The organism is Streptococcus suis (assembly GCF_002964575.1).
GTDB lineage: Bacteria > Bacillota > Bacilli > Lactobacillales > Streptococcaceae > Streptococcus > Streptococcus suis_R.
Window position 1 is genome coordinate 149,950 of the sequence record NZ_POQQ01000089.1, and the last position, 22,816, is coordinate 172,765.

25 protein-coding genes are annotated in these 22,816 nt (G+C 40.8%); 13 read left to right on the forward strand and 12 right to left on the reverse strand.

Annotated elements, in window-relative coordinates; all coding sequences use genetic code 11:
* Positions 1 to 2 precede the first annotated feature (2 nt).
* The 6 genes from C1E58_RS11650 to C1E58_RS11675 all read left to right on the forward strand — a co-directional run bounded on the left by C1E58_RS11650 (position 3) and on the right by C1E58_RS11675 (position 4,900).
* Positions 3 to 434, forward strand: coding sequence for a GNAT family N-acetyltransferase (locus C1E58_RS11650; RefSeq protein ID WP_105210445.1), 432 nt, complete (start codon positions 3 to 5; stop codon positions 432 to 434).
* Positions 435 to 447: 13 nt separating this feature from the next.
* Positions 448 to 1,707, forward strand: a complete 1,260-nt coding sequence (glyA, locus tag C1E58_RS11655; RefSeq protein WP_105210446.1) for a serine hydroxymethyltransferase — start codon at positions 448 to 450, stop codon at positions 1,705 to 1,707.
* Entirely contained in the window at positions 1,707 to 2,681 is a 975-nt protein-coding gene (locus tag C1E58_RS11660; protein WP_105210447.1) for a nucleoid-associated protein, read from the forward strand. The genes glyA and C1E58_RS11660 overlap by 1 nt, the downstream gene beginning before the upstream one ends.
* A complete protein-coding gene (locus tag C1E58_RS11665; RefSeq protein WP_105210448.1) occupies positions 2,682 to 3,281 on the forward strand; it encodes a lysozyme family protein in 600 nt (199 codons plus the stop codon).
* 83 nt (positions 3,282 to 3,364) lie between these two features.
* Positions 3,365 to 4,120, forward strand: coding sequence for an SDR family NAD(P)-dependent oxidoreductase (locus C1E58_RS11670; protein WP_105210449.1), 756 nt, complete (start codon positions 3,365 to 3,367; stop codon positions 4,118 to 4,120).
* A gap of 9 nt (positions 4,121 to 4,129) precedes the next feature.
* Complete coding sequence (locus tag C1E58_RS11675) at positions 4,130 to 4,900, forward strand: DUF6287 domain-containing protein (RefSeq protein ID WP_105210450.1); 771 nt, start codon at positions 4,130 to 4,132, stop codon at positions 4,898 to 4,900.
* Positions 4,901 to 4,951: 51 nt separating this feature from the next.
* On the opposite strand, the gene C1E58_RS11680 is transcribed toward C1E58_RS11675, so the two are convergent.
* The 3 genes from C1E58_RS11680 to guaA all read right to left on the reverse strand — a co-directional run bounded on the left by C1E58_RS11680 (position 4,952) and on the right by guaA (position 7,975).
* Positions 4,952 to 5,809: a hypothetical protein gene (locus C1E58_RS11680; protein WP_105210451.1), complete on the reverse strand. Its 858-nt coding sequence runs from the start codon at positions 5,807 to 5,809 to the stop codon at positions 4,952 to 4,954.
* 110 nt (positions 5,810 to 5,919) lie between these two features.
* The gene (locus C1E58_RS12030) at positions 5,920 to 6,126 is read right to left on the reverse strand and encodes a hypothetical protein (RefSeq protein ID WP_153055843.1); all 207 of its coding nucleotides are present in this window, start codon (positions 6,124 to 6,126) and stop codon (positions 5,920 to 5,922) included.
* 298 nt (positions 6,127 to 6,424) lie between these two features.
* Positions 6,425 to 7,975 (reverse strand): glutamine-hydrolyzing GMP synthase, encoded by a 1,551-nt coding sequence (gene guaA, locus C1E58_RS11685; protein WP_105210452.1) that lies wholly within the window; start codon positions 7,973 to 7,975, stop codon positions 6,425 to 6,427.
* A gap of 273 nt (positions 7,976 to 8,248) precedes the next feature.
* Between guaA and C1E58_RS11690 the strand changes: the two genes are divergently transcribed.
* The 4 genes from C1E58_RS11690 (at position 8,249) to C1E58_RS11705 (ending at position 11,845) form a co-directional block, all read left to right on the forward strand.
* Positions 8,249 to 8,947, forward strand: coding sequence for a GntR family transcriptional regulator (locus C1E58_RS11690; RefSeq protein WP_105114737.1), 699 nt, complete (start codon positions 8,249 to 8,251; stop codon positions 8,945 to 8,947).
* Between the two features lie 117 nt (positions 8,948 to 9,064).
* Positions 9,065 to 9,397, forward strand: a complete 333-nt coding sequence (locus C1E58_RS11695) for a putative DNA-binding protein (RefSeq protein WP_024378637.1) — start codon at positions 9,065 to 9,067, stop codon at positions 9,395 to 9,397.
* A gap of 12 nt (positions 9,398 to 9,409) precedes the next feature.
* Positions 9,410 to 10,984, forward strand: a complete 1,575-nt coding sequence (gene ffh / locus C1E58_RS11700; protein WP_105210453.1) for a signal recognition particle protein — start codon at positions 9,410 to 9,412, stop codon at positions 10,982 to 10,984.
* Positions 10,985 to 11,179: 195 nt separating this feature from the next.
* Positions 11,180 to 11,845, forward strand: coding sequence for a SatD family protein (locus tag C1E58_RS11705; RefSeq protein WP_105125612.1), 666 nt, complete (start codon positions 11,180 to 11,182; stop codon positions 11,843 to 11,845).
* A gap of 35 nt (positions 11,846 to 11,880) precedes the next feature.
* Here C1E58_RS11705 and C1E58_RS11710 read toward each other — a convergent pair whose 3' ends face one another.
* Entirely contained in the window at positions 11,881 to 12,315 is a 435-nt protein-coding gene (locus C1E58_RS11710; RefSeq protein WP_105125613.1) for a GNAT family N-acetyltransferase, read from the reverse strand.
* Between the two features lie 441 nt (positions 12,316 to 12,756).
* Between C1E58_RS11710 and C1E58_RS11715 the strand changes: the two genes are divergently transcribed.
* The 3 genes from C1E58_RS11715 to xerS all read left to right on the forward strand — a co-directional run bounded on the left by C1E58_RS11715 (position 12,757) and on the right by xerS (position 15,813).
* Entirely contained in the window at positions 12,757 to 13,719 is a 963-nt protein-coding gene (locus tag C1E58_RS11715; RefSeq protein ID WP_193441748.1) for an Abi family protein, read from the forward strand.
* Positions 13,720 to 13,924: 205 nt separating this feature from the next.
* On the forward strand, positions 13,925 to 14,104 hold the full coding sequence (locus C1E58_RS11720) for a helix-turn-helix transcriptional regulator (RefSeq protein ID WP_105210454.1): 180 nt from the start codon (positions 13,925 to 13,927) through the stop codon (positions 14,102 to 14,104).
* A gap of 638 nt (positions 14,105 to 14,742) precedes the next feature.
* Entirely contained in the window at positions 14,743 to 15,813 is a 1,071-nt protein-coding gene (gene xerS, locus C1E58_RS11730; RefSeq protein WP_105114733.1) for a tyrosine recombinase XerS, read from the forward strand.
* 69 nt (positions 15,814 to 15,882) lie between these two features.
* On the opposite strand, the gene C1E58_RS11735 is transcribed toward xerS, so the two are convergent.
* The 8 genes from C1E58_RS11735 to C1E58_RS11770 all read right to left on the reverse strand — a co-directional run bounded on the left by C1E58_RS11735 (position 15,883) and on the right by C1E58_RS11770 (position 22,816).
* The gene (locus C1E58_RS11735) at positions 15,883 to 17,391 is read right to left on the reverse strand and encodes a phosphomannomutase/phosphoglucomutase (RefSeq protein ID WP_105114732.1); all 1,509 of its coding nucleotides are present in this window, start codon (positions 17,389 to 17,391) and stop codon (positions 15,883 to 15,885) included.
* Between the two features lie 75 nt (positions 17,392 to 17,466).
* Positions 17,467 to 18,408 (reverse strand): sensor histidine kinase, encoded by a 942-nt coding sequence (locus C1E58_RS11740; protein WP_105114731.1) that lies wholly within the window; start codon positions 18,406 to 18,408, stop codon positions 17,467 to 17,469.
* Complete coding sequence (locus tag C1E58_RS11745) at positions 18,405 to 19,070, reverse strand: DNA-binding response regulator (protein ID WP_105210455.1); 666 nt, start codon at positions 19,068 to 19,070, stop codon at positions 18,405 to 18,407. Before C1E58_RS11745 ends, C1E58_RS11740 begins: the two co-directional genes overlap by 4 nt.
* A gap of 41 nt (positions 19,071 to 19,111) precedes the next feature.
* Entirely contained in the window at positions 19,112 to 19,369 is a 258-nt protein-coding gene (locus tag C1E58_RS11750) for a type II toxin-antitoxin system RelE family toxin (protein WP_024397534.1), read from the reverse strand.
* Positions 19,353 to 19,604: a type II toxin-antitoxin system RelB family antitoxin gene (gene relB / locus C1E58_RS11755; protein ID WP_105210456.1), complete on the reverse strand. Its 252-nt coding sequence runs from the start codon at positions 19,602 to 19,604 to the stop codon at positions 19,353 to 19,355. The genes C1E58_RS11750 and relB overlap by 17 nt, the downstream gene beginning before the upstream one ends.
* Before the next feature lie 90 nt (positions 19,605 to 19,694).
* Positions 19,695 to 21,665, reverse strand: a complete 1,971-nt coding sequence (locus C1E58_RS11760) for an FtsX-like permease family protein (protein WP_105210457.1) — start codon at positions 21,663 to 21,665, stop codon at positions 19,695 to 19,697.
* Positions 21,666 to 22,418, reverse strand: a complete 753-nt coding sequence (locus C1E58_RS11765) for an ABC transporter ATP-binding protein (protein ID WP_024407069.1) — start codon at positions 22,416 to 22,418, stop codon at positions 21,666 to 21,668.
* A gap of 8 nt (positions 22,419 to 22,426) precedes the next feature.
* Entirely contained in the window at positions 22,427 to 22,816 is a 390-nt protein-coding gene (locus C1E58_RS11770) for a NisI/SpaI family lantibiotic immunity lipoprotein (RefSeq protein WP_105210458.1), read from the reverse strand.

The following is a 22,816-nucleotide window of genomic DNA, read 5'->3' on the forward strand; positions in this document are numbered from 1 at the left end:
ACATGATTCGAAGTATTGAGTTTGCAGATTTGTCAGCGATTAGAGAAATAAATGCACAAGCCTTAGGCTACGATGTGCCTCTTGAGCAAACAGAAATACAATTTAAACGTTGTTCGGAGTCTAATGGACATACTATCTTGGTTTTTGAGGACGATGAAACTGGTCAAGTATCAGGCTACATTCATGCTCAAGTCTATGAAAGTCTGTATTCAAATCCTGGTCTTAATATTCTAGGATTGGCTGTTCTTTCAGAATACCAAGGCAAGGGAATTGGTTCAAAGTTGTTACAAGCAGTTGAAAAGCTAGCTCTAGACAAAGGATTATCTTTCATTCGCCTCAATTCAGCTGAACACCGTAAACAAGCCCATCGTTTTTATGAGCATTTGGGATATGAATCTGACAAATTACAATATCGCTTTATCAAGCACTTATAAAGGAGTACCGCACATGATTTTTGACAAAGTTGACTACAAAGATTTCGACAAAGAAGTTTGGGAAGCTATTCAAGCTGAAGAAAAACGCCAACAAAATAATATCGAGTTGATCGCGTCTGAAAACGTTGTTTCTAAAGCAGTTATGGCTGCTCAAGGTTCTATTTTGACCAACAAATATGCTGAAGGTTACCCAGGTCGTCGTTACTATGGCGGTACGGAATGCGTCGATGTCATCGAAAGCCTTGCCATTGAACGTGCAAAAGAAATCTTTGGTGCTCAGTATGCCAACGTTCAGCCGCACTCAGGTAGCCAAGCCAACTGTGCTGCATACATGGCCTTGATTGAACCAGGCGATACAGTGATGGGGATGGATTTGTCAGCAGGTGGTCACTTGACTCACGGTGCTGCGGTTAGCTTCTCTGGACAAACCTACAACTTCGTTGCTTACAACGTTGACGAAGTGACTGGTTTGCTGGATTACGATGCAATTCTAGAGCAAGCAAAAGAAGTGCAGCCTAAATTGATTGTTGCTGGTGCTTCTGCCTATGCACGTACAATTGACTTTGCTAAATTCCGTGAAATCGCAGATGCAGTTGGTGCAAAATTGATGGTGGACATGGCCCATATTGCTGGTCTTGTAGCTGCTGGTCTCCATCCAAACCCAGTTCCTCACGCTCATATCACAACAACAACAACCCACAAAACTCTTCGTGGACCTCGTGGCGGTTTGATTTTGACCAATGATGAAGCCCTTATCAAGAAAATCAACTCAGCTATCTTCCCTGGTATCCAAGGTGGTCCACTTGAGCATGTTATTGCTGCAAAAGCTGTGTCCTTCAAAGAAGTTTTAGACCCAGCCTTTAAAGATTACGCTCAAAAAATTATTGACAACAGCAAGGCGATGGCAGAAGTCTTCCTTGCCAACCCGAATTTCAAGGTCATCACAGGTGGCACAGACAACCATCTCTTCTTGGTAGATGTGACAAAAGTTGTTGAGAACGGTAAAGTTGCCCAACATCTCTTGGATGAAGTGAACATCACCCTCAACAAAAACTCAATTCCTTACGAAAAACTCTCACCATTCAAAACAAGCGGTATCCGTGTTGGCTCTGCAGCCATTACTGCTCGCGGTTTTGGAGTAGAAGAAGCTCGCAAGGTTGCTGAGTTGACCATCAAAGCCCTTGAAAATGCAGAAAATGAAGCCGTTCTAGAAGAAGTTCGTCAAGAAGTACGTGCTTTGACAGACCGCTTCCCACTTTACGAAGGTTTATAATGGATATATTTGTAAAAAAAGCTATTATACATCAATTTAGTCCTGACGACACTGAGCTGGTCCTTGCTGACCAGCTTTTGACTGTCAGTCCGAAAATAGAAGAATATTTGCGCAAGAAAATCAAACGTGTCTTTTCTGATGAAGCAAAAACTGGACAATTTGAAGCAGACAATCCTTTTCTTGATTTCTTAAGTGAAGATTTACTGACTAGCTCTGTCAAAATTGCTGGTCTCTGGAAAGAAGAATTTTCCATTTCAGAAAATCTTAAAACCAACGATTTGATATTCATTGAATTTGAACGAAATGGTGTGGAGCATTTCGCTTTTCTAAGGATCGCCTTACGTGAAAACCTTGCTCACGTTGGTTCAGAAAGTGATAGCCCGCTAAAAATCACTCAAAACAATCTGCCAGGAGCAGGTTCTACGCCAGATGAAGCCTTAATCATCAATCTACAGACACGTAAATATTATTTGATTGAAAAGAGGATTAAGCACAATGGAGCCTTTCTCCATTACTTTTCAGATAATCTTCTGCAGGTAGCGCCAGCCATTTCTGCCAAAAAATCCATCAAAGCAGTAGAACAGACCGCACAGAAAATCGCGGATAATTTCCACCAAGGTGATTTTCAGTTTCAATCAAAGGTCAAGTCAGCTATTTTCAACCATTTGGAAGAAGACAATGAACTTTCTCCTGAAAAATTGGCTGACCAACTATTCGATAATAATCTGACTGCCCGTTTGAACTTTGTTGACCAGCTCAAAGAAGTTATTCCAGATAAGATTTCCTTTGACGAGATTGATAGCAGTCGGCAATTGAAAAAATTTGAGAACCAGAAACTCTCACTCTCAAACGGTATTGAACTGATCGTTCCTAATGCAGTTTATGAAGATGCTGAATCCGTAGAGTTTATCCAAAACGATAATGGAACCTATTCCATTCTTATCAAAAATATTGAAGATATAAAGAGTAAGTAAATGAAGAAACTAATAAGAGCGATTAGCCTTATCGCCCTTGCTTTTCTCCTTGTAAAGAGCTTCCAGATCTATCAAGATGTCAAACAAGTGATGACCTATCAGGCTATGGTTCAAGAAGTTCTGGCTGAGAATGATACAGCTGCCAATGAAGAACTGGTTTTGGCTATGATTTACACAGAAACTAAGGGACGAGAAGCAGATGTCATGCAGTCTAGCGAATCTGCAACGGGCTATACCAATACGATTACTGATAGTAAAGAGAGTATCCGTCAGGGCGTAGTCTATTTATCAGAGAATTTACATTTAGCAGAGGAAAAGGGAGTTGAAGTCTGGACCGCTGTTCAAGCCTACAATTTTGGGCCTGCCTATATTGATTTTGTGGCTGAAAATGGTGGTGAACATACCCTTGCTTTAGCTCAAGAGTATTCCAAGACAGTCGTAGCTCCCAGCCTTGGTAATACAAGTGGTGAAACCTATACCTACTATCACCCAATAGCCCTCTTGCATGGTGGTAAACTTTATGTAAATGGTGGAAATATTTACTATGCTAGACAGGTTCGTTTTAATATGCACCTAATGCGGTTGATGAATATTTTTTAACAATCGAGAAAATTTCTTGGTTGTTTTTCTTTTTCTGCTAAAAATGATATAATAATTGTATCGACAGAATGAGGAATGCTAGAATGAGAAATTGTATGATTACTGGTGCGACCAGTGGCATTGGCAAAGCAATCGCCTACGCTTTCGCAAAGAATGGTGACAATGTCATCATTACTGGACGCAGAAACGATAAATTAAATGAAATAAAATGTGATATTGAGAAAAATTATGATGTACAGGTTTACGTTTATTCATTTGATGTTACACAAAATGACCAAGTTATTGCTTCTTGCCAACAGATACTGCAAGAAGTGGGACAAGTTCATATCTTGGTCAACAATGCAGGTCTGGCTTTAGGCTTGGATAAACTTCAAGACTATGACCTGGCAGACATGATGATCATGATAGATACCAATGTAAAGGGCTTGTTAACTGTTACACGCCAGATTTTACCTCAAATGGTTGAACATAATGAGGGACATCTTATCAATATCGGCTCTACTGCTGGAATTTATGCCTATGCGGGCGCTGCGGTTTATGCGGCTACAAAATCAGCGGTTAAGGTGCTGTCAGATGGTATTCGGATTGATACAATCGATAAAAATATCAAGGTCACAACCCTGCAACCTGGTATTGTTGAAACTGATTTTAGCCAGGTTCGTTTCCATGGCGATACAGACAGAGCGGCTGGAGTTTACAAGGGCATTGAGGCCTTACAGGCTGAGGATATTGCATCTTGTGCACTTTTTGTGGCAAACCAGCCGGGGCATGTGCAGATTTCAGATATGACCATTATGGCGACTAAGCAGGCCACTGGCTTTACCATCCATAGAGAATAGGAGGACCGTATGAAAAAGAACTATTCAATCCTTTTAGCAAGTATTCTGACATTGACAACCCTTGTAGCTTGCAGTCCTAGTACTAATCAAGCAGGTTCTGAGCCGTCAAGTAGTTCAACTACAAACACCTCTAGTTCTTCGAGCAGTAGCGATACCAGTTCGTCAAGTGTGGCGGAAGCTGCCACCATTCTTTCCATGGACATCGATTCTCTCATGCAGGGAAATTATGACAGCCTTATTGGGACCTGGCAAAACAGTCGTGGTGAAACCCTAGTATTTAATATGAAAGGCTTGGTGGCTGAAAGTCAGAATTTACTAGGTCGTGGAAAAATTACAGACGGAATTTTTGAAACAGGCTACATTGATAAGAGTATTGGCGAAGTTAGTTTGATGATGGTGCCTAAAGACACCTTGCTTAGCCAATCACTTTATGCTGCTGGAACTGACCCAACGGATACAACACGGGATCGTATTTTGACAAAGGTTGGAGCAGGAGAACTGGATGTAGATGCTTTTTACCGTGTCAGCAACACTGCTAGCGAGGGTATAGATCCCCTCAAGAATACAGAAACAGGTATTCAGCTAGAAAGTGGTCCCAAGACCATAGAATACGCTAATTCTATCCTTGGTGAGAATAATTGGCGTGTCATCGAGGGAAATTACACACGGACTGAAGCTATTCCATATAATGTTTTAGAAGGAAATGACAATACCCACTATTCTGTTTATCAAAATGGTGTGATCGTTAATGCCAATTATCAGATTGTCTATCAACCATAGGGGATAGTGACATCAACTCTAAAAATAAGGCTAGGCTCATTAGGCTTAGCCTTATTTTATGCGCAGTTTTGCTGCCTGTTTCTGTTTTTCAATGATACTGATGAAGGCTGCGAATTCAGTGTCTAGGCGTTTTTGGTAGCTTTTGTTTTGTATGGTCAGATTGTCTAAGAATATAGGAAAGGAGCCTTTCTTATAGAGTTCCCCTTGGAAAAAGTAGCGTTCGGACAGTTTATCAACTGAAACAAGGGAAGAACGCCATCTACTTTTTCGAGAGTGGGATGGTTTCCAAGAAATTTTTAATTGTTTTTCGTAGAAATACCAGCCCATAATATAAATTTTGGTTTCTTTATTTCGTTGTTTATCCTGATAGTGACATGGTACAGCATAAACATTTCCCCTATTGGTTTGAAGAAAGGGGTGAAAATCTCGTATCTTCTCGTATTCTTTCCGCTGGACAATGTTTAAGGCGCTTGAAGCCTCTATTTTTTTCTCATCGATGGTATAGGAATAGCGGTAGGGGTCATAAATAGTAGAACGTTCACGCTGTCGATACTGCTCTGCCATTTGCTTAAAAATAGATAGGTCTCCGTAGTGTTCAACTAGGTTAGCAAGGGCAATCCCCCTCTGATTGCTATTTTTCTCTATGGTAAGGATTTGGCAAGTAGGCCAGGTGCTGACAGGAACAGCCCCCAAACCAACCAAAAGATTGTCTTTATGAAAATGACTAGCAAAACGTGCCTCGTGAGTGTAACCAACTTCACTATTCAAATCAACAAATACAGCTTGACCATTCTGTTCAAAAACAACTATATAATTTTCAGGACCTTCCCAATTTTCACTAATAGGCAGGTTATAAAAATGATGAAAATGGGGTAATGCGAGCAATTTTCCAAGTGTCATAGTTTTCATATGATTAGTATAGCAAAAAAAATATTTCAAATCCAGACAAAAGTTTAATTTGTTAAACAGTTATATACAAGTCATCCCCTTTTTGAGAACAATAGGGGATGACTTGTATATTATTCCTGTTTTTTATTAAGTTGCCTTGGATCAAAACCTTCAAAGATTTGCAGGTCAAAGAGGACTTTGTTCTTCTCATACTCTTGTGGACTTTTGACCGTGTAACAAATCAAAGGAATACCGAAAATAACCTTCATTAGTCGCAGACTAAGATTATTTTGGTAAAGATGGTCATAGGCGACAAAGTCTGGTCTAGCTATTACCATTGGACAGCAAATGCCGTACGAATGTATAATAAATGCCTTTTTCTATGTATATATAGTTTCAAATAATAATGATTGAAGCAAGTAGAAATAGGGAAAATTTAGTTATAAGAAACCCGTAGAAATCTGCTTTTCTACGGGTTGTAGTTATTCTTTCTTCTATAGCGTCGGGTAAAACAGTCTATCCCCAGACTAGCGACGCTCTTTTATTTTTAGGCGTCGGGTAAAACAGTCTATCCCCAGACTAGCGACGCTCTTTTATTTTTAGGCGCCGGGTAAAACAGTCTATCCCCAGACTGTTTTACTCCCACTCAACTGTTGCTGGTGGTTTGCTGGTGATGTCATAGACGATGCGGTTGACGTGGTCGACTTCGTTTACGATGCGGACAGAGATTTTTTGTAGGACTTCCCATGGTAGTTTTGCGAAATCAGCAGTCATTCCATCGACAGAAGTGATAGCACGGATAGCGATTGTGTAGTCGTAGGTCCGACCGTCACCCATGACACCTACAGAGCGAACGCCAGTATTGACAGTGAAATATTGCCACACATCGCGGTCAAGACCTGCTTTTGCAATTTCCTCACGCAAGATAGCGTCAGATTCACGAACAGTTTGGAGTTTTTCTTCTGTGATTTCACCCATGACACGAATAGCAAGACCTGGTCCTGGGAATGGCTGACGCCATACAACTTCCTCAGGCATCCCAAGAGCAGTACCCAAAGCGCGTACCTCATCTTTGAAGAGAGTGTTGAGCGGTTCAATCAACTTAAACTGCATATCTTCAGGAAGACCGCCAACGTTGTGGTGAGATTTGATGGTCTCAGCCGTGTCGGTACCAGACTCGATGATATCAGTATAAAGCGTTCCTTGAGCTAGGAATTCAACATCCGTCAACTTGCTCGCTTCATCGTCGAAGACGTAAACAAATTCATTACCGATGATTTTACGTTTCTTTTCAGGGTCAGATACGCCAGCAAGTAGGTCTAAGAAACGCTTAGCTGCATCAACGCGAATGATATTGAGGCCGAACTTGCCGCCCAACATCTCCATAACTTGATCGCCTTCATTCTTACGTAGAAGACCGTGGTCAACGAAGATACAGGTCAATTGATCGCCGATAGCACGTTGAAGAAGGACACCAACAACTGATGAATCTACACCGCCTGACAAACCAAGCAAGACTTTCTTGTCGCCAACTGTTTGGCGGATTTTTTCGATTTCAGTTTCAATGAAGTTTTCCATGGTCCAGTCGCCCTTAGCTCCACAGATACCAAAAGCAAAGTTTTTCAAAATGTCATTGCCATATACCGAATGACGAACTTCTGGGTGGAACTGGATACCGTAGATACGGCGTTCAGTGTTTTCAATAGCAGCAAAAGGACAGTCCGCGGAAAGACCAACTAGGTGGAAATCAGCAGGAATTTCAGTTACTGCATCACCGTGGCTCATGAGAACAAGCTGTTCTTGCGGTGTTCCAGCAAACAGGGTTGACTCAGCCTTGAGTTGAAGCGTTGACTGACCGTACTCACGGTTCCCAGCTTCCCCAGCAGGCACAACCTTACCACCTAGCTTATGCGTAATCAACTGCATACCGTAGCAGATTCCTAGAATTGGAATACCCAATTCGAAGATTTCTGGGTCAATATCAATGGCATTTTCAGCGTAGACAGAGTTTGGACCACCAGAGAGAACGATACCAATCGGATTGATGGCACGAACTTCTTCAGCAGTAATCTTGTGATTTTTCAATTCAGAAAAGACACCAAACTCACGAATGCGACGTGAGATGAGCTGATTGTACTGGCTACCATAATCCAATACAATAATTTTTTGGACATCTTGTTTTGTCATGTTTTTCCCTTTCGTTTTGAAAATAATTCAAATACTGTTACTTATTTTATCATAAAAACGAACATTTTCCAAACTATATTTGTTAAATATCTGTTTTGCAAACTATGGCGGATTTTTGAAAAAACAGCGTTCGTTTTTTTCTGTTTTTTACTGATTTTGTTATAGGGAAATTCAGATGATTGTTTGTCTAGAAAGTTTTTGCAGATAAAAATCGGTCTAGATTGGTCAAATTTCGGATATTTTGATAAACTAGGAGTAAGAAAGGCTAGTCAGATGAAAGCAGCATATATTACCATTCATGATAAATTAAAAGAACAGATTGACAAGGGAGTTTGGGCAGTTGGACAACGCTTACCCAGTGAACGCGATTTGGCTGATGAGTTTGGCGTTTCGCGTATGACCTTGCGCCAGGGCATTACCCTGCTGGTCGAAGAAGGGGTACTTCAACGTAAGGTGGGGTCTGGCACCTATGTAGCCAGCACACGGGTCCAAGAAAAGATGCGTGGAACAACCTCTTTTACTGAATTGGTACAACTCCAAGGGAAAATGCCGAGCAGTCAGTTGTTGTCTTATACTCGTACCAAACCAAATGAGAAAGAAGTTGAGCAACTTGCTTTAGGTAAGGGGGAATACGTTATTCGGATGGAGCGGGTTCGCTATGCTGATAATGTCCCTGTGGTCTATGAGGTAGCCAGCATTCCGGAACGCTTGATTAAGAACGTTCCCAAGGAAGATGTAACCAACCATTTCTTCAAAACCCTTATCGATAATGGCTATCGGATCGGAACAAGTAAACAAACCATTTTTGCCCGACTGGCTAATGAAAAGGTTGCCAAATATTTAGAAATTTCGAAAAATCAAGCTATTCTAGCTTTAAGACAGGTTTCTTATCTGGAAGACGGTCAAGCCTTTGAGTATGTCAATAGCCAGTATGTTGGTGAACGGTTCGAGTTTTATCTGGAGAATAATTAGTAGCTCTATGCTCTATTTTATGACATAATATAAATTATGTAAACAACGTCTGTTTTCTAGATACGGAAGCAGATGTTTCTATTTATTTAAGACAGAATTTTTGATATAATAAAGCTTATGGAAATTGAAAAAACCAACCGAATGAATGCCTTGTTTGAATTCTATGCAGCCTTGCTGACAGATAAGCAAATGAACTACATTGAGCTGTATTATGCAGATGATTATAGCTTGGCTGAGATTGCTGAGGAATTTCAAGTTAGCCGTCAGGCGGTCTATGATAACATTAAACGAACAGAAAAATTGCTGGAAGATTATGAGATGAAGCTGCATATGTATTCTGACTATGTAGTGCGTAGTCAGATTTTCGATGAAATACTCACTAAGTATCCAGAAGATGCTTATTTGAAGGAGAAAATCGCCATTTTAACCAGCATTGATAATAGAGAGTAAGAGGAGAAGTATATGGCTTTTGAAAGCTTAACAGAACGTTTGCAGAGTGTTTTTAAAAACCTACGTCGTAAGGGGAAAATTTCTGAGAGTGATATCCAAGAAGCAACCAAGGAAATCCGTCTGGCCTTACTAGAAGCCGACGTTGCTCTGCCAGTTGTCAAAGATTTCATTAAAAAAGTACGTGAACGTGCCATTGGTCACGAAGTGATTGAAACCCTGAACCCTGCTCAACAAATTATTAAAATCGTTGATGAAGAATTGACGGCTGTATTGGGGTCTGAAACGTCTGACATTATCAAGTCACCAAAAATTCCAACTATCATTATGATGGCTGGTTTGCAGGGGGCTGGTAAAACGACTTTCACAGGTAAGCTGGCCAACAAACTCAAGCAGGAAGAGAATGCTCGTCCTCTCTTGATTGCGGCCGATATTTATCGTCCAGCTGCCATTGACCAGTTGAAAACCCTTGGTCAACAAATTGATGTACCTGTATTCGAGTTGGGTAATCAAGTCCCTGCCCTGGAGATTGTACGCCAAGGTTTAGAACAAGCCAAAGCCAACCACAATGACTATGTCTTGATTGATACGGCCGGTCGTTTACAAATTGACCAAGCCCTTATGGCTGAATTAAGAGAAATCAAAGACTTTGCCCAACCAAATGAAATTCTCTTGGTTGTCGATGCCATGATTGGTCAGGAAGCTGCCAACGTTGCGCGTGAGTTCAATGATCAACTGGCTATTACTGGTGTGATTTTGACCAAGATTGACGGCGATACACGTGGTGGTGCTGCTTTGTCTGTCCGCCACATCACTGGTCAGCCAATCAAATTCACCGGTACTGGTGAAAAAATCACAGATATTGAAACCTTCCACCCAGACCGTATGTCTTCTCGTATCTTAGGTATGGGTGACATGCTGACCTTGATTGAGAAGGCGAGCAAGGAATATGATGAGAAGAAATCATTAGAACTCGCTGAAAAAATGCGTGAGAATACCTTTGATTTCAACGATTTCATCGATCAGCTGGACCAAGTTCAAAATATGGGACCAATGGAAGACCTGCTGAAGATGATTCCAGGTATGGCTGGTAACCCAGCCCTTGCCAACTTGAAAGTTGACGAGCGTGAAATTGCACGAAAACGAGCTATCGTATCCTCTATGACACCAGCTGAACGTGAAAATCCTGACTTGTTAACACCTAGCCGTCGTCGTCGTATTGCTAACGGTTCTGGAAATAGCTTTGTCGAAGTTAATAAATTTATCAAAGATTTCAACCAAGCCAAAACAATGATGCAAGGCGTCATGTCTGGTGATATGAGCAAGATGATGAAGCAAATGGGTATCAACCCAAATAATCTTCCAAAGAATATGCCAAATATGAATGGTATGGATATGTCTGCTCTTGAAGACATGATGGGCGGTGCAGGAATGCCTGATATGAGCCAACTGATGGGAGGAGCTGGTATGCCAGATATGTCCCAAATGTTTGGAGGCGGTTTGAAAGGTAAAATTGGTGAGTTTGCTATGAAACAAGCCATGAAACGCCAAGCCAATAAAATCAAGAAAGCCAAAAAGAAGAGAAAATAATCTCTTCTTTTTACTTTTTTGTTCGAAGTGGTTAAGTTGTAGCAATAGAAAATAGGAGTAGGATGGTAGAAAAGAGCGCTATTTTGCATTTTAAATTTCCGTTATAAAGGAAAGTTTTAAAGAAATCCCTTATACTGGACATTTTCCGTGATGTCCGTTACAATAGAAAAAATAACGATAAACAAAGGACAAGTCATGAATTATATCGCAATAATAGGAAATATTATCCATTCAAAACAGGTTTCTCAGCGTTCAAATACTATAGAAGGTCTAAAACAGCAGCTGAATAGTATCAATTATTCTTTTTCCCAGAACTTAGCATCGCCATTTACCCTTACAAAGGGAGATGAGTTTCAAGCTCTATGCAAGCCAAACCCGTATATTTTTTTGATGATTGACCAAATTCAACTGGCCTTTCGTGATCAGCTAGAAATTAAATTTGGAATTGGTCTGGGGGAAATTTTGACAGCCATCGACCCCAAACAAAGCATTGGAGTGGATGGACCTGCTTATTGGGAAGCGCAAAAAGCGATAAAGGTCATTCAAGATAAGGATGATTATGGTAGTAGCCTAGTTGCTTTTTCTTCTGAATACAAGCAAATCGACCGTGTTATCAATCCTTTACTTACTTCAAGTGATTTTATCAAAGCTACTTGGAATAGTTCACAAACAGACTTGTTTGAATTCTTAATCAGCAATAAAATCTATCAGGAAGAATTTAAGCAAAAGCCAATTGCCGAGAAGATGAAGCTTAGTCAAAGTGCCTTTACCAAACGCTTGAAGTCCAGTGGAATAAAACTTTATTTCCGAAATCGAAAAACAGCTATGGATTTAATCCTGCAGCTCAGTCAAAGAAGCTAATTATATTTACATAATTTATATTGTGTAAACTTTTTTTAGAATTCTAATCGCAATACAATTTCATCTTCATCATATTCGCCCGTTTCAACAAAGCCAAGTGATTGATACAAGGTTCTGGCTGGGCTGTTTTGGGATAAAATGCAGAGCTGAACAGCTGAAAATTTTCTTTCTGAGCAGAATTTTTCCAGCAACTGTGTCATAGCCTGACGACCCAAACCTTGTTGCTGGAAGTCGGCATCAATGAAGAATTCAGAGATGAGATAGGCTTGTCGTTCAGGGAAATCATGGTATAAAACTAGACCAACAGGACAATCTTGCTGGTAAATCAAATAAGCCTGGCTATCAAACATTCTATAAGCAAAGGCACGTGCCAAGGTTGTTACCTTATCGGCGACAAACTCAGCTTGGTCAGGAGAAACAGATAACGGAACTCGCCAATTATCAGGACTGACAGGAACAAAATCTAGCATAAAACATCCTTTCGTATTTGTTTGTATTATAGCATATGTGGGTTTAGATGAAAAACTAAAAATTTATGAACAATTGACCGTACATGGTCTAAACCCTTGATAATACTGGGATAGAAGCATAAAGTACATAGATTGAAAAATGTACTTTATTTTAGACACTGATAAAGTACAGTATTGGATGAGGAGAACGTAGTTTGGTTGGAAATTCAATTGTGCAAAATAATATCGAAAATGGCGGTGAGGTAATAGGCTCAATTGTACATTTTTTGAAGACGGTAATGTGTCATTTTAAATAAATTTTTATTCGTAAAAAAAATCACTAAAGTACTTGACGTCTATCTAAATATACTATATACTTAGTATGAGATATCAATGGCCGCCCTTGCTTCAATTGCACAGACATGTTCTGATGGGTGGTTTTTTTATTTAAGGAGTGTTCAGATGAGTAGTTTTTCACATAAGAGTTTTGAGGAGCAAGTTGCTTTATTAGAATCAAGAGGTATGCTGTTTTCTGGAGAACAGGACAAGAAAAAAGCTGAGCAAAAGTTATCAATAATCTCTTACTATAAATTAAAGGAATTTGCTAGACCTTTTTCAAAAATTGTGACAGTTGATGGTGTACGCCAAATAAATTATCAAAATACTCCATTCAAAAAAATTACTGTTAGATATTATCAAGATAAACGATTACGTCTCCATCTATTGAATGCTCTCGAAGACATTGAGGTAGCTTTAAAAACCCAAGTAGCGTTTGTTTTAGGTTATAGAAGATTAGGGCCATATGGATATTTAAATTTCTCACAGTGGTGCAACAAAAAAGAGTACTGCAAGCATTACCTAAAATATCGAGAAGATAAATTTAAAAAGCAGCTAAAAGCTGAATTGAAAAGAACAACTTCTCCAGAAATCAAGGAAAAATTGAAAATTGACAATATGAAATATCCTCCAATTTGGTTGGCTATTAACCTAATGACATTCGGTCAGATAATCAACCTTATCGAATTAATGTCAACAAATAATATTAGACAAATAGCTAAACAATATGATTGCAGTGATGCTGAGTTACTTTCTTGGTTGAAATGTTTAAACTTATTAAGGAATATGTGCGCTCACAATTCTAATATTATTGATCTTAAGATGCACACGACACCAATGCTTCGTGAGGAATGGAAGGAACTCTTATACGAGCTAAAAGAAGGTGTTTATTCAAACCGCATTGCTCTGCCGATTATTATAGTGAAATATATGATGGATGCTATTGATAACCAATATAATTTTAGAGAAATTTTTGGTTCATTTAGAAAATTGATTGACAAAAGCCAAAAGCAAGCAAATTACTACGGACTTAAAAGCAAGGAAGTGTTGAATAGTTTGCAAAATAATTCTTTGTACACTAGAATTTGAAATTAGAATAATTTTTATTTGATAAATATTAAATCAATGTATTAAAAAGTCACTCAATAGTAGTGACTTTTTAAAATACTTACATTATGCGTAAAGATTGCATCTCATGATTTGTGGTATAATAGAATTCAGTTAATGAACTTTACATTTCTTCATTTCTTTTTCGAATAAATAAATTGAGAGGATAAAGAACAGGAGAATAAAAATGAAACTAAAGGAATTGCTTAAAGCAAAAGGAGTGACCCAGGTTGAGCTGGGAAAAACCATTGGAGCAACAAGTAGAACTGTCGCTAGGTGGGAAGCTGAACAAGTAGATATGCCGTTTAAAACTGCGGTTAAAATTGCAAGGTATCTAGATGTAAATCTAGAGGAATTAGCTGAATAAAATTGGAGGATAATATGGATTTTGAAGATATTTTTGATAATTTAGATAGTGAGCTTGGCAATTTTAAAATTCGTCTCAGTAAAAATGTCTATGGAACAGATAACATCGAAACATTATCAACATAAGCTTTTAAAAGAATGGGATTATTTAAACAACATCTTACTTGCAGATCCAAAAACATTGACAAAACGCTCGAAGATAAAAGTGTGGTGAATCTGTAAAAATAATGAAGAACATAGATATATGTTTCCAATCAATAAAAGAATATTGTATGAAGAAAGAAATAGAGAAACATGCTCAATTTGTAAAGGATTAAGAAGAAAAAGAGAGCATTTTATTCAATTTAAAAAATAAAGCAGGTCAAATTTGACTTGCTTTTTATATAGAAAAAATAGTTTAAAAAGTCCCCAAAAATTGATTTTAAAAATTTTCAAATGTAGATTTTTCAAAAAAATCTGGAATTCAAAATTTTTAGTTTTCCGTAAAATTATGTAGATTTATCAAGAAATACTGAAATTTGAAATTTTTAGTTTATTAACTAATTTCCCCACGTACATCTTTCCGAAAAACTATAATTTTCTTGAAACTTAAATAAGATTATGCTATACTACTCATATAGCTAAAATCAGGAGAAAATGATGAGACGCGAATTATTATTGGAAAAAATTGAACAGCTAAAAGAAATCATGCCTTGGTATGTTTTGGAATATTATCAGTCCAAGTTGTCTGTGCCTTACAGTTTTACAACTTTGTATGAATACTTGAAAGAATACCGTCGTTTTTTTGAATGGTTACAGGATTCGGATTTGGTATCTGTGGAACGGATTGCTGACATTCCCTTGGATATTCTGGAACATTTGACAAAAAAAGATATGGAAGCTTTCATTCTTTATCTGCGGGAGCGTCCCTTACTGAACGCTAATACCACGCAGAATGGTGTGTCGCAGACCACCATTAACCGTACCCTGTCGGCACTTTCTAGTCTCTTCAAGTATTTAACCGAAGAAGTGGAAAACGAGCAGGGCGAGCCCTACTTCTACCGCAATGTCATGAAGAAGGTGTCCACCAAGAAGAAGAAGGAAACTTTGGCGGCTCGGGCGGAGAATATCAAGCAGAAACTCTTTTTGGGCGATGAAACGATGGAGTTTTTGGACTATGTGGACAAGGAATACCAGGTTAAGCTGTCCAAACGTGCCCTCTCCTCCTTCCAAAAAAACAAGGAACGGGACTTGGCGATTTTGGCACTTCTCTTGGCATCTGGTGTTCGTCTGTCTGAGGCGGTCAATCTGGACCTCCGTGATGTCAACCTCAAGATGATGATGATTGAGGTAACGCGTAAAGGTGGCAAGCGTGACTCGGTCAATGTGGCTGGGTTTGCTAAGCCTTACTTAGAAGCCTACATGGGCATTCGCCAGCAACGCTATAAGGCTGAAAAAACGGATACGGCCTTTTTCCTGTCTGAGTACCGTGGTCTGCCTAACCGCATCGACGCTTCTTCCATTGAGAAAATGGTGGCTAAGTATTCTGCGGACTTCAAGATACGCGTAACCCCCCACAAACTCCGTCATACCTTGGCAACACGGCTCTACGACGCCACCAAGTCGCAAGTTCTGGTCAGTCACCAACTGGGCCATGCCAATACCCAAGTCACTGACCTCTATACCCATATCGTCAACGATGAGCAAAAAAATGCTCTGGATAAATTATAACTTTGCGTAATATAAATTATGTAAACAAATCAAGGAGTAAGTGAAAACTTACCCCTTTTTCTCTTAAATCTAAATTAATTCCTTCAATTTTTCCTGATTGACTGCTGGGTACTGGTCCAAAAAGGCTGAGAGTGTTCGTAAAACGGCAGGTATGTGTCCGGTCTGGTCGTTTTCCACCTGCAAGACCAAGAGTGGCTCGTGGAGGCTCATACGGAGCAAGAGCCAGCCGTCACCATAAGGCTCAGTCAGGTCAAATCGCACTCCTTCTTCGTTTTCTGGGTTAAAAGCAAAGCCTTCGAGGTTGGTATTTCTGAGATCAGCAATGACTTGTTCACCAAGTGCTCGATAGTTTGTAGCTTCCAGCTTGAACCGCACTTCTTGGGTTTCAAGTGGTTGCTTGAGCTGGGCAATCAAGTCGTCCAAGGACTTGCCTTCCGCTTGTAGCTTGGGTAAGAGCATGAGAATCTTAGCCGCCACATAGGTCCCGTCATCGAGGAAGTAATTCTCTTTAAAGGCGGCATGTCCAGAAGTTTCGATAGCCAACTGGCAATCAACTCCCTCTTGGTTTGCTAAAATGGCACGGTTGATGACATTACGATAGCCTGAAATATAGCGAATTTGTTTGCCTCCCAGACTTTCTATAAAGACCTTAAGGTGTTCAGTCGTTGGGGAATTAGTCACAATGCTGGTTCCTGGATGTTCAGCTAGGATAATCTGGCTAAGCACGGCAATCAGGTTGTTACGATTGAGTATTTGACCGGACTTGGTCACTAGTGCTGCACGGTCAACATCGGTATCAAAGATAATACCAAGATCTGCACCTTGCTTCAAGACAGCCTGACGAATGCTTTCCATAGCTTCCTTGTTATCAGGGTTTGGAACGTGATTTGGAAAAGTTCCGTCTGGGTCTAGGAATTGTGAGCCTGTGGTATCTGCTCCTAGCTCTGCCAACACTTTCTCAGCAAAGAATCCTCCTGCACCATTTCCAGCATCGACGATGATATTGAGACCTGTCAGTGGTTTTTCTTGTTCGCCACAAGCGGTACGAATTTTGCCAACTAAGTCTTGGGCATAAGGCGTAATCAGGTCTGCGGTGGTCACACTTCCAAGGGATGAAGCTGGCAAGTCTTCACTATGCGAGAGGATGAAGTCAATATCTTCGTGCTCTGCTCCGCCATTTTCCGAAAAAATCTTAATGCCGTTGAAGTAATAAGGCAGGTGGCTAGCAGTGATCATGACACTAGCGTGGCACTTGAACTGCGGATACTGGGTGCTCATGAAGAGGGCTGGCGTAGTGGCCATACCGAAGTCGAACAGCTGAACGCCCAAACGCACCGCTTCTTCTGTGAAGGCGGCAACCAGGTCTGGACCGCTGAGGCGGCTATCTCGACCGATACCAATCTTGAGCTGTCCTTCCTGATAGGCCTGCGCCAGTTCTGGCTTCTGAGTTAGCCAATGAACAAGTCCGCGAACCACTTCCTTGGTAGCCTGTGGAGTGAGATTGACAGCATATTCATCTGTAGCGATAGCAATTCCACGAATATCCGATCCGTTTTGCAAAACATGATGGTGTGACATAGTAACCTCCTGATTTTCTAGTAGTTTCAGTATATCACAAAATCAAAACGCTTTCAAAAGGAAAAAGTACAGCTTCTACTGTACTTTGGTGATGGTTACAGTGGTGCCGACGTCTACTCGGCTTTCCACTGTAATGCCTAAATCTAATTGACTTAGAATACGCTTTGTCAAATAAAGCCCAAAACCTGTCGCTTTTTGGTGTTCACGGCCATTAAAACCTGTAAATCCCTCATCAAACAGGCGTGGAATGTCTTCTGCCAAAATGCCAATTCCCGTATCGGAAATGGAAATTCCCTCATTCAATTCAATGGCCACCTTACCACCAGTCTTATTGTACTTGAGGGCATTGTCAATAATCTGTGACAAGGCAAAACTGAGCCATTTTCTGTCGGTTTTCAGTAGCCAATTTCCATCGATGGTCACTGAAATATCCTTTTGCAAGAACTGATTGCGGTATTTTTTGACCAAATCCACCACCACTTCTCTTACTTCCACCTGCTCAAAACGAAAATCACTGGCATGATTGGTCAGCTTGAGGTAGTTGAGGAGATTGGCCATGTAATTATCCAAGCGCAAGAGCTGATGATCGACATCTTTCTGATTGAGATTGTCAGTCTGGCTCATTAAAGACAGGGCAGCCAGAGGCACTTTCATCTGGTGGGACCACATTTTGACCATAGCTTGCAGGTCCTCTTCCCGTGACTTATAATCCAAGAGCTGCTCCCGCGTCGCCTCCTTCTCCGCCTCAATCAAGTTGAGATAGGCAAGGTCCACAGGCTTATTCAGCAGGGGCAAAGCTTCTTCATGGACATAGTCTTCCAAGGCTCTCATGCGGTTGCGAAACTTCCAGAAAAGCCCTGCAGTCAGAAGGATTAAGAGGGTTAGGGACAATAGCAGAGCGTTTTGCAGGAATTCGGTGGGCAGTTTGTAAAGTAAAAAGAGCAAGATAAAACTACCAGCCAAGACCAGATAGGCGAAATAAAAACTACGGTATTCTCGGATAAATTTTGCTATCATTTGACCAGGTACCCCACGCCACGAACAGTATGAATACGGTCAAAACCAACCTCACTCACCTTCTTACGCAGACGGGTCATGTTGACATTGAGCGTATTCTGATCGATAAATTCTTCATTTTCCCAGAGTTTTTCCAAGAGTTCTTCCTTACTGACAATCTGCCCTTGTCGTTCTAGTAAGGTGGATAAAATTTTGGTTTCAGTAGGTGAAAGCTGAACCTGTTCCGATTCGCTTGAAAAACGCCCGTCCAGACTAAGCTGGAATTGATCGATAGACAAGTCAGTTGATTTGCTGAATTGATTGACCCGACGCAGGAAGGCACCGATTTTGGCATCCAAAATCCCTAGAGAAAAAGGCTTGGAAACAAAATCATCGCCACCCATGTTCATAGCCATGACTGCATTCATCTCATCATCGCTAGAAGAGATAAAGATAATGGGCATAGTCATGGTTTTACGGATTTCCGTTGTCCAGTAAAAACCGTTGTAATAGGGTAGGCTAATGTCCATCAGTACCAAGTCTGGTTTGATTTCAGCAACTTCCTGACTGACAGCTCGGAAATTCTGCACACTTTCTACCTGATAAGATTTTCCCAAATGCTGCTTCAAGAGTTGGACGATTATCTCATCATCTTCAACAATATAAATCTTCTCTTTTTTCATCTTCTTCATTCTGCAAAAGCCAGGACACAGGTCTTGGCTTTCTATATACTTCCGTTTCTCATTTTTAGACTTGTCAAAATCAATTTATCATCTTCAATACTGACGATCACCCTGTAATTTCCGATACGATAGCGCCATTGGCCAGAACGATTGGCAGTTAAGGCTTTTCCGTATTGTCTGGGGTTGTCAGTCACATGACTGGACAGGTAGTTGGTAATCTGCTTTTGAGTAAATTTATCCAGCTTTTTCAACTGTTTAATAAAACGACTGGTTGGTACGAGTTTATAACAAGTCTTCATTCGTCAATCCCAACTCTTCCAACATTTCCTCCCAGCTAATCGGCTCAATGCCGTTTGCCAAGTCTTCTTGGTATTCTGCCCAGGCTATGTCTGCCACGCGGGCATCGTATTCGTCCTCAAGAGCTTCAAGGGTTTTAGTCCGAATGAGTTCTGACAAACTGACACCTTCAAACTTTGCCATAGCCTGCATTAAGAGCTTATCCTGCTCAGAAACTTTCAATGTAATAGCTGCCATTTTCTCACCTCTTCTAGTATTCCTTTGGTATTACCATTGTAACACCACTTCCCTAAAAAAGCAAGAAATCCCGCATAAGCGAGAATTCTGCTATCGTTCAATAATGCGATAATAGGTTCGGCTGGTCCACTTGTAAATGACAAAGTAGATTAGTGCAACTGCCAACAATGTAATTCCACTAACCGTGTAAATCATGCTGGAAGAAACCACACCGAACATCATCAACATTTGTTTGAGCATAACTAGGGCAACGACAAAGTGCAGGGTTGCCATAGCTAGTGGCATGAAGAAGACCAAAAGCGTTTGAGAGTTGATGGTTTTCTTGACAGCCTGCTGGCTCATGCCCACTTCCTGTAAAATCTTGTAGGATTTCTTATCCTCATGACCTTCCGAATACTGCTTGTAGTAGATAATCAAGGCAGCACCCAGCAAGAAACTAATGCCCAACAAGAAGCCTGTAAAGAGGAATCCACCTGTGAAGCCCATGAGCATATTGTTGAAATCCGTGCGTTGCATAACATTTCCAAGATATTCTCCATTTTCATCCAGAATATGATACATATCCCCAGACTGCTTCCCAAGAGAGAGCACTTCTTCATTGGTCAAGTCGGTAAAGACACGGTAGTCAAGACTAACCTGATAGCCTTGCGGATTATTTGCTTCATAGTAACTGCGAATGGTTTCCAGAACACTATCATCACTAACCACCATAACAGCTGCATTGAGCGTATTAGTAATATCAGGGAAAATAGCTGTATCTAGATTAACTACATTCTCGAAAGTACTATCTCCCAAAGTGACTTTCTCTAACGACGGCATTTCACTCGGACGCATAAAGGCAACTTGATTGGCAGCCAGCTCTGGCAAGTCATTGCCCAACTTCCTGAAATCATCTTGGGTGATGAAGTAGGTAACGGCCATCTTGCTAAAGTCTGGATTGGCAATGGTTTCTGGACTGATGACAATCTCCTTCCCACCGTCATAGACTAGACCAGCTTGATAGGTCAGATAAGATAAGCTGTCATTGGCTTTTTCTGGAAAATGGCTGAGCACCGATTGCTGATAAGCACTTTCACCCTGACTCCTATCCGCAACAGGATAGGTAATGGATGTTTCCTTTGGATAAAGTCCACTGGTCATATTGGCCATGCCTGTATAGAGGGAGGTCGTTGTAGCAATGGTGACAAAGGCCATGACCGCAAGTAGCGTGATATTGGCCAAGCCTGTTGCGTGTTGCTTCATCCGAAAAATCATCTGCGATGTGGTAATGAAATGCTCTGGCGTGTAAAAATAGCCTTTGTTTTTCCGCCGAGCCTTCAAATACCAAGTCATAAAGCTGATGTAGAACAAGTAGGTCCCCGCAATGACAAAGAGAACAGCGATAAAGAAACGATAGAGGACGCCAACTCCTGCAGATCGAGAAGAAAGTGACAGGTAGTAGCCAACACCTAGGCTAAGGACACCAAGAGCAGCCAAGAGAAGATTCCCACGTGGCTCCTTCTCCCCTTTTTCACTAGCTCGGAACAAAATCAGTGGACTGGTCTTGCCAATAGTCCGAATAGCCAGCAATTCCAAGATAAAGAAGATACCCGCAAAGAGAAAAGCAGTGAGCACAAATGCCAGAGGAGAAATGCTAAAGTGAAGATCGCCATAACTGGTCAAATTCACAAAAATCAAGTAGAGAACATTGGCAAACACACCAGCTAATGCAGATCCCAGCACAATGACCAAGAGGAAGATGAAAAACAATTCAATACTAGCAACCAAGGCCACCTTCTTCTTGTTCATCCCCAGCATATTGTAGAGACCGAACTCTCTAGTCCGTTGTTGCATAAGGAAATTAAAACTATATATTTCCATAATCAGCGAGAAAATGGTCAATACAACGACACCCAGCCCGATAGACACGGCACCTGTTCCCATGGTTTTCATGACTGGACTGAGCATGAGCAAGAACATAGAACAAATCAAGGTAAAGAGGACCAGACTGGCTAAAACAAAAGGAGCAAACACACCCATGGATTTTCGGATATTTTGTCCAGCAAGTTTGAGGTAAAACATCTACTCACCCCCTAAAAGTGCAGACATATTGAGCGAAATCTCCTTGGCAAAGTCCTGATTGCTCTTGCCTGCCTTGTACAGTTGGTGGAAAATCCGACCATCCTTGATAAAAAGAACCCGTTTGGCATGGCTGGCTGCGTTGGCTGAGTGGGTCACCATGAGAATGGTTTGTCCGTCTAGGTTAATGTCTTCAAACAAATTCAGCAAGTCTTCCGAATTGCGGTAATCTAGGGCAGCCGTCGGCTCATCTGCTAGGACAATCTGTGGCTGGGTAATCAAACTACGGGCAATGGCCACGCGCTGCTTTTGTCCACCAGACAGTTCAAAAGGACGTTTTTTCAGTAAATCTTGAATCCGCAGTTTTGGCGCCAAAACTTTCAACCGTTTTTCCATTTCCTCATGGCTGGTACGGGCCAATACCAGAGGTAAAAAGATATTGTCTTGGATGGACAGGGTGTCCAAGAGATTAAAATCTTGGAAGACAAAGCCAAGGTTACGCAAACGGAAATCTGCCAGCTTGCTTTCCTTGATTTTGGTGATGTCTTGATTGTTTAAGATAACAGAGCCCCTAGTCGGCTTGTCCAAGGTTGCTAGAATGTTGAGCAAAGTCGTCTTACCAGAACCACTTTCCCCCATAATAGCGATAAACTCGCCCTCCTCTACCTTAAAATCCACATCTTGCAAGGCACGAGTTTCCTCTTTTGAAAAGCGCGTGCGGTAAACTTTTTCTAAATGATTGATTTCTAATAACATACAAACTCCTAATTGTTTTCTTTGGATAAATCAACTGTATCAAGTAATGCTTGATAGTCGATTCGGTCTGATTCAGCAATATTATCTTCTAAATCCACCTGATAATAACCATCCTGGACACCGATGGCCCAGTCATTGCTAGTGGTTACATAGAGATTATTCAGGGATACTGTCTTTTTCACTGTCCCTTCTTCTTTGACAAGGGGCCACTCCAGAAACTTGACTTCTACTTCTTGAATATTATCCTCGGCAACTTCCTGTTTGCTAACGGCATAGTCTTTTCCCTTGTAATGGAAAGTTTGATAGCCCTCATCAAAGCTAAGGCCTGCTGAAGAGGAAGAACAAGCGGTTAGCATTATACTGCCCAAAGCCAGCAAGCCAAATACTTTCTTTTTCAT

Coding starts and splice junctions, on each gene's coding strand:
- C1E58_RS11650 (WP_105210445.1), top strand. CDS start 3: ATGATTCGAAGTATTGAGTTTGCAGATTTGTCAGCGATTAGAGAAATA.
- C1E58_RS11670 (WP_105210449.1), top strand. CDS start 3,365: ATGAGAAATTGTATGATTACTGGTGCGACCAGTGGCATTGGCAAAGCA.
- C1E58_RS11750 (WP_024397534.1), bottom strand. CDS start 19,369: ATGAAGACTTGTTATAAACTCGTACCAACCAGTCGTTTTATTAAACAG.
- C1E58_RS11770 (WP_105210458.1), bottom strand. CDS start 22,816: ATGAAAAAGAAAGTATTTGGCTTGCTGGCTTTGGGCAGTATAATGCTA.
- C1E58_RS11660 (WP_105210447.1), top strand. CDS start 1,707: ATGGATATATTTGTAAAAAAAGCTATTATACATCAATTTAGTCCTGAC.
- C1E58_RS11665 (WP_105210448.1), top strand. CDS start 2,682: ATGAAGAAACTAATAAGAGCGATTAGCCTTATCGCCCTTGCTTTTCTC.
- C1E58_RS11715 (WP_193441748.1), top strand. CDS start 12,757: ATGAGTAGTTTTTCACATAAGAGTTTTGAGGAGCAAGTTGCTTTATTA.
- C1E58_RS11680 (WP_105210451.1), bottom strand. CDS start 5,809: ATGAAAACTATGACACTTGGAAAATTGCTCGCATTACCCCATTTTCAT.
- C1E58_RS11720 (WP_105210454.1), top strand. CDS start 13,925: ATGAAACTAAAGGAATTGCTTAAAGCAAAAGGAGTGACCCAGGTTGAG.
- C1E58_RS11675 (WP_105210450.1), top strand. CDS start 4,130: ATGAAAAAGAACTATTCAATCCTTTTAGCAAGTATTCTGACATTGACA.
- ffh (WP_105210453.1), top strand. CDS start 9,410: ATGGCTTTTGAAAGCTTAACAGAACGTTTGCAGAGTGTTTTTAAAAAC.
- guaA (WP_105210452.1), bottom strand. CDS start 7,975: ATGACAAAACAAGATGTCCAAAAAATTATTGTATTGGATTATGGTAGC.
- relB (WP_105210456.1), bottom strand. CDS start 19,604: ATGGCAGCTATTACATTGAAAGTTTCTGAGCAGGATAAGCTCTTAATG.
- xerS (WP_105114733.1), top strand. CDS start 14,743: ATGAGACGCGAATTATTATTGGAAAAAATTGAACAGCTAAAAGAAATC.
- C1E58_RS11745 (WP_105210455.1), bottom strand. CDS start 19,070: ATGAAAAAAGAGAAGATTTATATTGTTGAAGATGATGAGATAATCGTC.
- C1E58_RS11765 (WP_024407069.1), bottom strand. CDS start 22,418: ATGTTATTAGAAATCAATCATTTAGAAAAAGTTTACCGCACGCGCTTT.
- C1E58_RS12030 (WP_153055843.1), bottom strand. CDS start 6,126: ATGGTAATAGCTAGACCAGACTTTGTCGCCTATGACCATCTTTACCAA.
- glyA (WP_105210446.1), top strand. CDS start 448: ATGATTTTTGACAAAGTTGACTACAAAGATTTCGACAAAGAAGTTTGG.
- C1E58_RS11705 (WP_105125612.1), top strand. CDS start 11,180: ATGAATTATATCGCAATAATAGGAAATATTATCCATTCAAAACAGGTT.
- C1E58_RS11695 (WP_024378637.1), top strand. CDS start 9,065: ATGGAAATTGAAAAAACCAACCGAATGAATGCCTTGTTTGAATTCTAT.
- C1E58_RS11760 (WP_105210457.1), bottom strand. CDS start 21,665: ATGTTTTACCTCAAACTTGCTGGACAAAATATCCGAAAATCCATGGGT.
- C1E58_RS11735 (WP_105114732.1), bottom strand. CDS start 17,391: ATGTCACACCATCATGTTTTGCAAAACGGATCGGATATTCGTGGAATT.
- C1E58_RS11740 (WP_105114731.1), bottom strand. CDS start 18,408: ATGATAGCAAAATTTATCCGAGAATACCGTAGTTTTTATTTCGCCTAT.
- C1E58_RS11710 (WP_105125613.1), bottom strand. CDS start 12,315: ATGCTAGATTTTGTTCCTGTCAGTCCTGATAATTGGCGAGTTCCGTTA.
- C1E58_RS11690 (WP_105114737.1), top strand. CDS start 8,249: ATGAAAGCAGCATATATTACCATTCATGATAAATTAAAAGAACAGATT.